Genomic DNA, 10,987 nt, shown 5'->3' on the forward strand with positions numbered 1-10,987 from the left:
GGCCGCCAGAGTGGCGGCGTCCTTGGGGACGCGCCAGCGCTTTGATACGGTTTTCGCCAGCCGGGCGCTACGAATTTCATGGGCGATATGCCGGGGCCATTCTTCCTCGGGCGTTTTGCCCTTACCCAGATCATGACAAAGCACAGCGTAACGGGCCGTCAACGGCAGGTTCAGTCGGCTGGCCTGTTCCAGGCACAGCCATTGGTGCACCAGGGTGTCCACTTCCGGGTGGTGGGCTTCCGGTTGGGGAACGCCATCCAATGCGGCCAATTCGGGGAACAGTTTTTCCAGCGCGCCACAGGCATGCAGCACCTGGAAAAAGACCTGGGGATCGCGTTCCATGAGGGCCCGGCTGGTTTCTTTCCAGACTCGTTCCGCCACCAGATAATCCAGTTCGCCGCTGTCACTGAGCTGGCGCATCAGTGTCAGGGTGTCGTCAGCGACGCGGAATCCGAGCCAGTAATAACGGGCAGCGAATCGTGCCACGCGCAATACCCGCAGCGGGTCTTCGGCAAAAGCGGGGGAAACATGCCGTAGCAAGCGGGCTTTTAGATCGACCTTGCCATGAAAAGGGTCGACCACCTCGCCACCTTCTGAGCGCGCCATGGCATTGATGGTCAGGTCGCGGCGAATCAGGTCCTCTTCCAGGGAGACATCGCTGGCGGCATGGAAGGTGAAGCCACCGTAGCCATGGCCGGATTTTCGCTCGGTGCGGGCCAGGGCGTATTCTTCCTGGGTGTCGGGGTGCAGGAATACCGGGAAATCCTTGCCCACGGGGCGAAACCCGTTGGCTTCCATTTCTTCCGGAGTGGCACCAACCACGACCCAGTCCTTTTCCGTCACGGGGAGGCCGAGCAGGGAATCCCGCACCGCACCGCCCACCAGATACACTTTCATCTTGTTTACCTGTGAGTTCTTGAGCAGAATGGTCGCATGCTTTCTATCGTACTGAAACTAAGGGGCTGAAGACGGTGCATCCTCGTCTCTGCTGGAGTTCATTTTTTTGTCTGACTGCGCTGGATGAGGCGCGGCATAGTTCGCTATGTGAGTCTCATCCAGCGCAGTCAGACGGAAAAAGGGGCCCAGCCCTTCGGGTTGCGCCTGAAAGAGCGGCACTCGTTGTTGCTCGTCGCTCATTTGGGCAAGCCAAACATCGCTCCTCGCGCCTAGATTGCCGCTCTTTCAGGCACAACAGAGGCGAGGATGCACCGACTTCAGCCCATTACTCTTTGATGCTGGTCGTCGACCGCTGTGCACGCAAATGGCGTGCGCAGGGACGACGGCTGTGTGACTGAAAGTTTCAGTTATCAAAAAAGGCCGCAGCGTCCCCGACCCGCGGCCTTTTTTCGTTTTGGGGGTTTGCAGGTCGGTTTTAGTTGCGAGTTGAAAGTTCAAAGTTGAAAAGCGCGAAATAGGGCCTTGTCACTCATTGATCGTTATCGCCGCGCTGCATGATTAATAGAGCGAAATACTCGCCGTTTGCTTGCGGCGCGGTGAATGAGGTGTTCGGTTGGCTCCTGTCTTGATCGCGCCTTTCAACTTTGAACTTTCAACTCGCTCCTCTCAAACCTAGGAGAACGACATGCCAACCCTGGCAGCGTATTTGATCGTGGTGGCGGTGTGGGCAACCACGCCGTTGGGGATTAAATGGAGTGGTGAGGCCATGGCGCCACTGGCGGCAGCCGGTGTGCGTATGGGCATCGCTGCGCTGCTGGGACTGGGCTGGTTGTGGATGAAAGGCCAGCCGTTGCCGCTGCATCGCCGGGCGCAGCTCAGCTACCTGGCGTCCCTGCCGGGTATTTTTGGAGCCATGGGCTGTAGTTATATGGCGGCGGCGCACCTGCCTTCCGGGTTGATCTCGGTGATTTTTGGCCTGGCGCCGTTACTTTCCGGGCTGATGCTGCAAGGCTTGCCGGGTGGGGTACGGCTCAATCGCTGGCATTGGAGTGCCTGCCTGATCGGCCTGGCCGGATTGGCATTGGTATTTGATGACAGCCTGCATGTGCTGGTTGCCGGGCAAGGCATGGGGGACCGGGGCGTCGGTTTGCTGTGGATGCTCAGCGCGGTGACCCTGTTTGCCGGCAGTGGCATCGCCGTGCAACGTGTGGCCGCCGGGCTGCAGCCCATGCAGCAAACCGTGGGTGGCTTGCTGTTGTCGTTACCCTGCTACGCCGTCGGCATGTTGATTACCGGGCAGACGTTGAGTTTTAGCGGTGACTATCGGGGCCTGTCCGCCATCCTGTATCTGGCGGTGTTTGGCTCGCTGTTGGGTTTTTACTGCTACTACCAGGTGCTGGCGCGCTTGCCTGCGGCCACCGTGGCGCTGGTGACGCTGATAACACCGGTGTTGGCGCTGTCGCTGGGTAGCTTGTTCAACGGCGAAAGCCTTGGTGCTTTGGTGCTGGCAGGCGCTGCATTGATTGTGCTCGCGTTGTCGCTTTTCTTGCTGGGGGATCACAAGGTGCGCCGCCAGCTGAAGCAAATGGCAGAGTCAGAGGCAGCCGCTACCCCGGATCCGGTGCCGTGATGTCAGCCTGGCCCGGATCAGGAAATAACGGTGGGCGGTGGCATGCTGAATTCGTTCAGTACGCTGCCGTGCTCAACACTTTCCAGGCGGACCTCGNACTGCCACAAGCGGTGCAGATGGCGTAGTACCTCGCGGGCACTGTTTTCATCCAGGGGCCGGCCGCTGCTGCGTTGGTGGCGCAAGGTCAGCGTGCGGTCGCCGTGGACATTGGCGTTGACCACCTGGATGTTGGGTTCCTGAATGCTCAGGTTGTATTGCTCTGCCAGCGCATCACGGACCTTGCGGTAACCTTGTTCGTTATGAATGGCGCCCACTTCCACGTAGTCGTTACGGTCGTCGTCAGCGATCTGGAAAAACTTGAAATAGCGGATCAGGCGCGGCGAAAGAAACTGCTGAATAAAGCTCTCGTCCTTGAAGCTTTCCATGGCGAATTTCACCGTGGCCAACCAATCCGATCCGGCGATTTCCGGGAACCATTCCCGGTCTTCGTCGTCCGGGGTTTCGCAGATGCGGCGGATGTCCTGGAACATGTTGAAACCCAGGGCGTAGGGATTCATGCCGCTGTAGAAGGGGGCAGTGAACGGCGGCTGGTAAATCACCTGGCTATGGTTCTGGAGAAATTCAAGCATGAAGCCATCCGTGACTTTCCCCTGATCATAAAGATCGTTCAGCAAGGTGTAGTGCCACAGGCAGGCCCAGCCTTCGTTCATTACCTTGGTCTGGCGCTGGGGGTAAAAGTACTGGGCCATCTTTCGCACGATACGGATGATTTCCCGCTGCCAGGGCGCCAGTAAGGGGGCGTTTTTTTCGAGGAAGTAGAGCAGGTTTTCCTGGGGCTCAGCCGGAAAGTTCGGGGTCTCCTCGCGTAATTGAACGGCAGGCTGTAACTGCGGGAAAGTGCGCCAGAGTTCCGAAATCTGTTTCTGCAGTGACGCTTCCCGTTCCCGTTGCCGGCGTTTTTCCTCCACGGCGGAAATGGGCGAAGGGCGCTTGTAGCGGTCCACCCCGTAGTTCATCAGCGCGTGACAGGAATCCAGGGTTTCCTCCACGGCCTTGACGCCATGGCGTTGCTCACAGTCCGCAATATAGTTTCGGGCGAATACCAGGTAATCGATGATGGACGAGGCATCTGTCCAGGTTTTGAAAAGGTAGTTGTTCTTGAAGAATGAATTATGTCCATAGCTGGCATGGGCGATGACCAGCGCCTGCATGGTGATGTTGTTTTCTTCCATCAGGTAGGCGATGCAGGGGTCGGAGTTGATCACGATTTCATAGGCCAGGCCCATATGCCCGCGCCGGTAACGCCCCTCGACTTCCACGAACTGTTTGCCGAATGACCAGTGGTTGTAGCCTACCGGCATGCCCACGGAAGAATAGGCATCCATCATTTGTTCGGACGAAATGACCTCGATCTGGTTGGGGTAGGTGTCGAGGCCATATTTGTTATGGGCCAGATCCGCAATGGCTTCGTCGTAGCGGGCCAGTAATTCAAAATCCCAGTCAGAGCCCTCTGAAAGAAACATGCTCAGGTCTCCATGCGTTTTTTGAACAGCTCGCGAAATACCGGATAAATCTCCCCGGGCTCATCAATCTGGGCCATGGAAAAAGCAGACGGGTGTCGCTGCATAATGTTCTGGTAGTGGTCCCAGAGCGCCTGATGAGCCCGTGGCATGACCTCCACGTAGGAAAAGTACTGCAGCTTGGGAAGCAGTTCGTCTTCGATCAGTTTGGCGCAGGCGGGTGAGTCATCGTTCCAGTTATCACCGTCGGAGGCCTGGGCGGCATACAGGTTCCATTCGTTAACCGGATAGCGTTCCTCGATGATGTCGCGGGTTAGCTTCAGCGCGCTGGATACGATGGTGCCGCCGGTTTCCCGGGAGTAGAAAAATTCTTCTTCATTAACTTCCTTGGCGCTGGTGTGGTGTCGGATAAAGACCACCTCGGTGTGCTCGTAGTTACGCTCAAGGAACAGGTAGAGAAGCAGAAAGAAACGTTTGGCCAGGTCTTTCATGTCCTGATTCATGGAGCCGGACACATCCATGATGCAGAACATGACCGCCCGGCTGACCGGCACCGGGACTTTGACATGATGGTTGTAGCGCAGGTCCACCGTGTCCAGAAAGGGAATGCGTTCTACCCGGCGTTCCAGTCGGGCGATCTGTTCATCCAGCTCCTGCAAGCGTGCTTGCCGTTGTGGCGACTGATCCTGTTCGAGAAGCGCATCCCGTTCGGCTTTCAGGGTGCGTATTTTCTTGCGCGTGGCGGCGGTGAGGGCGCGGCGGCGCATGGAGGCCTGGCGCATGGAGCGGACGATATTGATTTTGGCGGGCATGCCCTGGCTGACGATGCCGCCGTGACGATGTTGAAAGATCTGTGCCCCTTCCAGGTGACGCTTGAGAAGATTGGGCAGCTCCAGGTCTTCAAACAGGAAATTGAGGAACTCCTGTTTGTCGATTTCGAAGGCGAACTCGTCATTGCCCTCGCCCTGATCACTGGCCTGGCCCTCACCAGACCCACCTCCGCCGCCACCGTCCGGGCGGCGAATGCGGTCTCCCTGATGAAATTCCTGGTTGCCCGGGTGGACGATGCTGCGTTGCCCGCCGGGGCCGTGATGGAAAATGGGTTCGGACAGGTCCTTGCGGGGAATGCTTATCCGCTCACCTTGCTCCATGTCCTTGATGGAACGGCGGCTGACCGCATCGTTGACGGCATCGCGAATGTGCGAACGATAGCGGCGCAGGAAGCGCTGCCGGTTAACGGTGCTTTTGCGTTTATCGTTCAGGCGACGGTCAATAATGTAGCTCATGGGCTTCCTCCGGAAGCAGCTTCAGGCGACACGCTTGACGCAACAACGTGGGTGGGACTTGGGCGTTTTTTGACGTTGTCTCCGCGATCGCGCCAAGGCGTAGAGAGAGCAATGCGTAACGCTAAAACCGTTATTTCGTGTTGTTGCGTGTTACGTGAAGCATGCTGCGTCTCCTATTGCGCCTTACGCACCCGCAGGTACCACTCGGACAGCAGGCGTACCTGCTTTTCCGTGTAGCCGCGGGAGACCATGCGTTGCACGAAGTTATTGTGTTTACGCTGGTCGTCCTCGCTGCCTTTGGCGTTAAAGGAAATGACGGGCAGCAGGTCTTCGGTGTTGGAGAACATTTTCTTTTCGATCACATCGCGCAGTTTCTGGTAGCTGAGCCAGCTGGGGTTCTTGCCGTGGTTGTTGGCGCGGGCACGAAGGACGAAGTTGACCACTTCGTTGCGGAAGTCCTTGGGGTTGGAGATGCCGGCCGGTTTTTCGATTTTTTCCAGGTCTTCATTGAGCGCCTGGCGGTCGAATATTTCACCGGTATCCGGGTCGCGGAACTCCTGATCCTGAATCCAGAAGTCTGCATAGATGACGTAGCGGTCGAAAATGTTCTGGCCATACTCGGAATAAGATTCGAGATAAGCAGTCTGGATTTCCTTGCCGATGAACTCTACGTAGCGCGGCACCAGGTATTCCTTGATAAAGCGACGGTATTGTTCTGATTTTTCCTGCGGGAACTGTTCCTGCTCAATGCGCTGCTCGAGCACATGAATCAGGTGCACCGGGTTGGCTGCTACCTCCGAGTGGTCATAGTTGAATACCTTGGAGAGAATCTTGAAAGCAAAACGGGTGGAGAGCCCGGCCATGCCCTCATCCACGCCGGCCATGTCGCGGTACTCCTGCATGGATTTGGCGTGGGGGTCCACGTCTTTCAGGTTCTCGCCGTCATAAACGCGCATCTTTGAATAAATGCTGGAGTTCTCCGGTTCTTTCAGCCGGGTAAGTGTGGAGAATTGTGCAAGCATGTGCAGGGTATCCGGGGCGCAGTGGGCATCACGCAGGCTGGAGTTGCGCAACAGCTTGTCGTAGATCAGCACCTCTTCGGTGACGCGCAGGCAATAGGGCACCTTGACGATATAGACCCGGTCGATAAAGGCTTCGTTGTTCTTGTTGTTGCGGAAGCTATGCCACTCGGCTTCGTTGGAATGCGCCAACACCATGCCATCGAAAGGGATGGCGCCCATGTGCTCGGTGCCGTTGTAGTTTCCTTCCTGGGTGGCTGTGAGCAATGGGTGCAACACCTTGATCGGTGCCTTGAACATTTCCACGAACTCAAGCAGGCCCTGGTTGGCCCGGCACAGCCCCCCGGAAAAAGAGTAGGCGTCCGGATCATCCTGGGAGAAGTCCTCCAGCTTGCGAATATCCACCTTGCCCACCAGGGCGGAAATGTCCTGGTTGTTTTCATCACCGGGTTCGGTTTTGGCCACCGCGATCTGGTCGAGAATGGAGGGGTAGCGTTTTACCACGCGAAACTGGCTCAGGTCGCCACCGAATTTATGCAAACGCTTGACCGCCCAGGGGGACATGATGGTGCGGATATAACGGCGGGGAATACCGTATTCCTCTTCGAGGATGGGGCCGTCTTCTTCCGGGTTGAATAGTGTCAGTGGCGAGTCGTTTACCGGCGAGCCCTTGAGCGCATAGAAGGGCACTTTCTGCATCAGCGCCTTGAGCTTTTCGGCCAGGGAGGATTTGCCGCCACCCACCGGCCCAAGCAAATAGAGAATCTGTTTCTTTTCTTCCAGGCCCTGGGCGGCGTGCCGGTAGTAGCTGACGATGTTTTCGATGACGTCTTCGAGCCCGTAGAACTCGTCGAAGGCGGGGTAGCGGCGGATAATCTTGTTGGAGAAGATTCGTGACAGGCGAGGGTCTTGCGCGGTATCGACCATTTCCGGTTCGCCGATGGCCATCAGCATGCGCTCAGCGGCAGTGGCGTAAGCGCTGGGGTCGTTCTTGCACAGTTCCAGGTACTCTTCCAGCGACATTTCTTCTTGCTGGGTCGCATCAAACCGGGCCTGGTAGTGGCTGATTATACTCATGCCTGCTTCCTCCTGGCGGAACGCACATTGTCACAACAAAACTACATGAAGGGTTTTTCCTTTATCGATAAAAGTCAGTCGGCTATGGCGTTAAGAAAGGGGGAAACGGGCTGCGCGTCATCGCCGCCTGAACGCATGTCTTGGCTTTAGCATGGAACCAAACGGCGGAACAAGTCAAAGAAAAGCGGGCAACTTTTTTTAAAAAAATGACGAGGTGTCGGTAACGTTGACCAGGCGTGTTGTGCGGTCGCCGGGCGGGTTTCCCCGCAGGCATAAGGGAACCTGCGGATGGCGGAAAGGAAACGACTCGTGGTGCTTAACGACGGATTAGCAGTCGCACTGGATGCGTACCTGATCGTCCAGGCGCAATGCTGTCAAAGTGCCACCCCAGACGCAGCCGGTATCCAGTGCGTCGACCTTGTCGACTCCGCTGTGGCCTTCCAGGGCAGCCCAGTGACCGAACAGGATGCGGGTGTCGGTGAGTACCCGGCGGGGGTGCAGGAACCAGGGCATGAACCCGGCGGGGGGCTGGTCGGGCTCGCCTTTGCTGGTCAGGTCCAGCTCGCCGTCCTGATCCACGAAACGCATGCGGGTGAAGTGGTTGGTGATCACCCGCCAGCGGTCCGTGCCGCTGAGTTGTTCGTCCCAGCCGGCGGGGGTGTTGCCGTACATATGGGTGAAGAAGGTGTCGGCGGCGTCGCTGCGGAGCACGGTTTCCACTTCTGCGGCCCGCCGGCTGGCCTGCTCCAGTGACCACAATGGCGGAATGCCAGCGTGGGTCATTACTGCGTTGTGTTCCGGCAGGGGAATCAGCAGGGGCTGTTGTTGTAACCAACCGAGCAGTTCGGCGCGATCCGGTGCATCGAGGATCTCGCTGAGGGTATCTTTGCGTTTGCTGCGGGAGGTGCCGTCGGCCACCGCCAGCAGATGCAGGTCATGGTTGCCCAGCACGGTATGCACGTTGTCACGCAGGGCGTGGACGCGGCGCAGGGTGCCCAGCGAGTCCGGCCCCCGATTGACCAGATCCCCGGCCAGAAACAGGCGGTCACGATCGGCGTTGAAGCCGATTTTCTCCAGCAGACAGTCAAACGCGCCCAGACAGCCCTGCAGGTCACCAATGGCGTAGTCGCTCATAAGGCGCCTCCGGTGATAAACCGGACGCAGGATGCCTGATGCCTGACGCTCCCGCTGTGGCGGGTTTGAAAAATGATGGCCGGAACGGCCATGCGTCGGGCGTCAGGCCTTGGGCATCCTGCGTAATCAGTGCAATGCATGCGGTACCGCAAGGGTGAAGGCGGGGATTTGTGCGTCAAAGTGGATGCCATCTTCGCCAATCATCTGGTAACTGCCACGCATGCTGCCCACTTCGGTTTCCAGGATGGCGCCGCTGGTGTAGCGGAAGGTCTGGCCGGGGGCGATATGGGGCTGTTCGCCGATGACGCCTTCGCCGTGGACTTCCTGTACGCGCTCGTCACCATCGGTGATCACCCAGTGGCGGGTGAGCAGGCGGGCGCTGACGGCGCCCTGATTGTGGATGCTGATGTGGTAGGCAAAGACCCAGCGATCGCTTTCTGCGTCGCTCTGGTCTGGCAGGAATTCGGTTTCCACGGATACCCGGATGTCGTGGCGGGAGTCGCCGTTGGCGGTATCGCTGTTGCCTTGTTCGGTGACGCTCATGGCGTGCTTTCTCCCTTGTCTTCGTCGGCGTTCGGGCGGCTGATGTTCGCCAGTGCCACATAATCGGCCACGGACAGCTGGTCCGGGCGCAGGCCGGCATCAATGCCAAGCGCTTCGAATTGTTCGGCGCTAACCCAGGATTTTAACCCATTACGGATGGCCTTGCGCCGTTGGGTGAAGGCCTGGGCCACCAGTTTGCGCAGGTGGTCTTCGTCATCCGCCGGATGTGGCGGGCTGGCATGGGGAATCAGCCGGACCACGGCGGAGTCCACCCGGGGAGGAGGGCTGAATGCTTCCGGAGGCACAAAGAACAGGTAATCCGCCTGACAGTGATACTGGACCATGATCGACAGGCGCCCCCAGTCGCGGGTGCCGGGGCTGGCGGTGAGCCGTTCAACAACTTCCTTTTGCAGCATGAAGGTCATGTCGCTGATGGCGTCGGCCTGGGCGAGCAGGTGAAAGATCAGCGGGGTGGAGATGTTGTAAGGCAGGTTGCCGATCACCCGCAGGGGCTTGTCCGCCGGTTTCAGGGTGCGGAAATCAAACCGCAGGGCGTCGCTTTCGTGAATGGTCAGCCGGTCGGGGGTGTTTTCCTGGCGCAGCAGGGCGATCAGGTCCCGGTCCAGCTCGACCACATGCAAATGCGGGATCTCTTCCAGCAAGGGGTAAGTCAGGGCGCCCCGGCCCGGCCCGATTTCCACCAGGGTGTCGCCCGCCTGCAGGCCCAGGGTGCGGATCATGCGGTCGACCAGGTTGCGGTCGTGCAGGAAGTGCTGGCCAAAGCGTTTACGGGTGCGGTGTTCTGTCATAGCGGGTCTCAGGTCGGGGCCGGGTGGTGTGTCTTGTCCGTGTTTTATCAATGCGCAATCAGCGCAGCCTCAGGCATCAGATTGCGCTGAGGCCAGCGCCAATGCCTGGCGCGTGGCGGCGATCAGGCTGCCGGCGCTGGCTGTGCCACTGCCTGCCAGGTCGAAGGCGGTGCCATGGTCCACGGAGGTGCGTATGAAAGGCAACCCCAGGGTGATGTTGATGGCTTCGCCAAAACCGGCGTATTTGAGCACGGGCAGGCCCTGGTCATGATACATGGCCAGTACCGCATCGTGCTGTTCCAGTAGATGTGGCTGGAAGGCGGTGTCGGCGGGTAGCGGGCCGGTGAGGGCCATGCCCTGGGCGCGCAGCTGTTCCAGCGTGGGGATGATCACATCCAGTTCTTCGCGCCCCAGATGCCCGCCTTCGCCGGCATGGGGGTTGAGCCCCAGTACCATGATGCGAGGCTCGGCAATCCGGTATTTGCCGATCAGATCGTCACGGAGAATGGTCAGGGTGCGTATCAGGCTCGCCGGGGTAATTGCCGCCGGTACCTGACTCAGGGGCAGGTGAGTGGTGGCCAGGGCCACCCGCAAATCCTGCTTTTGGGCCGGGGCGGTGAGCATCATCACCACCTGCGCCCCCCCCGCCTGTTCAGCGAGAAACTCGGTGTGCCCGGTGAAGGTGGGGTCGGCGCCCTCACAAATCACATTCTTGGCCACCGGGGCGGTGACCATGGCCGAGAAGGTGCCGTCCAGGCAGCCCTGGGCGGCGCGGGTAAGCATGGTGAGTGTGCCGCTGGCGGTGGCCGGATTCGGCTGGCCAGCGGTGACGCTGGCGCCGGCGGGGGTATGCCAGACCGGCAGGCAGCCTGTGGGGAGTGGCTGGCCGGGTTGCCAGTCGCCCAGCGGCACCGTCAGGGCCAGTTGCTGCGCCCGTTCGGTCAGCACCTGGCGATCGCCGATAACCACCAGCGGGGCGTCGGCAAAAGCATCCGGCAGGGTCAGGACCAGATCCGGCCCGATCCCTGCCGGGTCACCATAGGTGATGGCGATAGGTGATGGCGGCGCGAGA

Annotated in this window: 9 protein-coding genes; 1 reads left to right on the forward strand and 8 read right to left on the reverse strand. The window is 59.1% G+C overall.

Annotated elements, in window-relative coordinates:
* Positions 1 to 897: multifunctional CCA addition/repair protein (locus tag A3754_RS11090; RefSeq protein WP_063519730.1), on the reverse strand; the 897-nt coding region annotated here is incomplete at its 3' end.
* Between the two features lie 685 nt (positions 898 to 1,582).
* Here A3754_RS11090 and A3754_RS11095 point away from each other — a divergent pair.
* The gene (locus tag A3754_RS11095; protein ID WP_063519731.1) at positions 1,583 to 2,527 is read left to right on the forward strand and encodes a DMT family transporter; all 945 of its coding nucleotides are present in this window, start codon (positions 1,583 to 1,585) and stop codon (positions 2,525 to 2,527) included.
* Between the two features lie 17 nt (positions 2,528 to 2,544).
* On the opposite strand, the gene A3754_RS11100 is transcribed toward A3754_RS11095, so the two are convergent.
* From A3754_RS11100 to pdxA, 7 genes are all read right to left on the reverse strand, one after another.
* Positions 2,545 to 4,050: a SpoVR family protein gene (locus A3754_RS11100; protein ID WP_063519732.1), complete on the reverse strand. Its 1,506-nt coding sequence runs from the start codon at positions 4,048 to 4,050 to the stop codon at positions 2,545 to 2,547.
* Positions 4,051 to 4,052: 2 nt separating this feature from the next.
* The gene (locus A3754_RS11105; protein WP_063519733.1) at positions 4,053 to 5,333 is read right to left on the reverse strand and encodes a YeaH/YhbH family protein; all 1,281 of its coding nucleotides are present in this window, start codon (positions 5,331 to 5,333) and stop codon (positions 4,053 to 4,055) included.
* 173 nt (positions 5,334 to 5,506) lie between these two features.
* Positions 5,507 to 7,429, reverse strand: a complete 1,923-nt coding sequence (locus A3754_RS11110; RefSeq protein WP_063519734.1) for a PrkA family serine protein kinase — start codon at positions 7,427 to 7,429, stop codon at positions 5,507 to 5,509.
* A 327-nt stretch (positions 7,430 to 7,756) separates the two neighbouring features.
* Positions 7,757 to 8,563 carry a symmetrical bis(5'-nucleosyl)-tetraphosphatase gene (locus tag A3754_RS11115; protein WP_063519735.1) on the reverse strand — a complete coding sequence of 269 codons (807 nt, stop codon included), beginning with the start codon at positions 8,561 to 8,563 and terminating at the stop codon, positions 7,757 to 7,759.
* A gap of 126 nt (positions 8,564 to 8,689) precedes the next feature.
* On the reverse strand, positions 8,690 to 9,106 hold the full coding sequence (gene apaG, locus A3754_RS11120) for a Co2+/Mg2+ efflux protein ApaG (protein ID WP_063519736.1): 417 nt from the start codon (positions 9,104 to 9,106) through the stop codon (positions 8,690 to 8,692).
* Positions 9,103 to 9,915 carry a 16S rRNA (adenine(1518)-N(6)/adenine(1519)-N(6))-dimethyltransferase RsmA gene (gene rsmA / locus A3754_RS11125; RefSeq protein WP_063519737.1) on the reverse strand — a complete coding sequence of 271 codons (813 nt, stop codon included), beginning with the start codon at positions 9,913 to 9,915 and terminating at the stop codon, positions 9,103 to 9,105. The genes apaG and rsmA overlap by 4 nt, the downstream gene beginning before the upstream one ends.
* A gap of 69 nt (positions 9,916 to 9,984) precedes the next feature.
* Positions 9,985 to 10,987: 4-hydroxythreonine-4-phosphate dehydrogenase PdxA (gene pdxA, locus A3754_RS11130; protein WP_369817608.1), on the reverse strand; the 1,003-nt coding region annotated here is incomplete at its 5' end.

Source organism: Alcanivorax sp. HI0083, assembly GCF_001635175.1.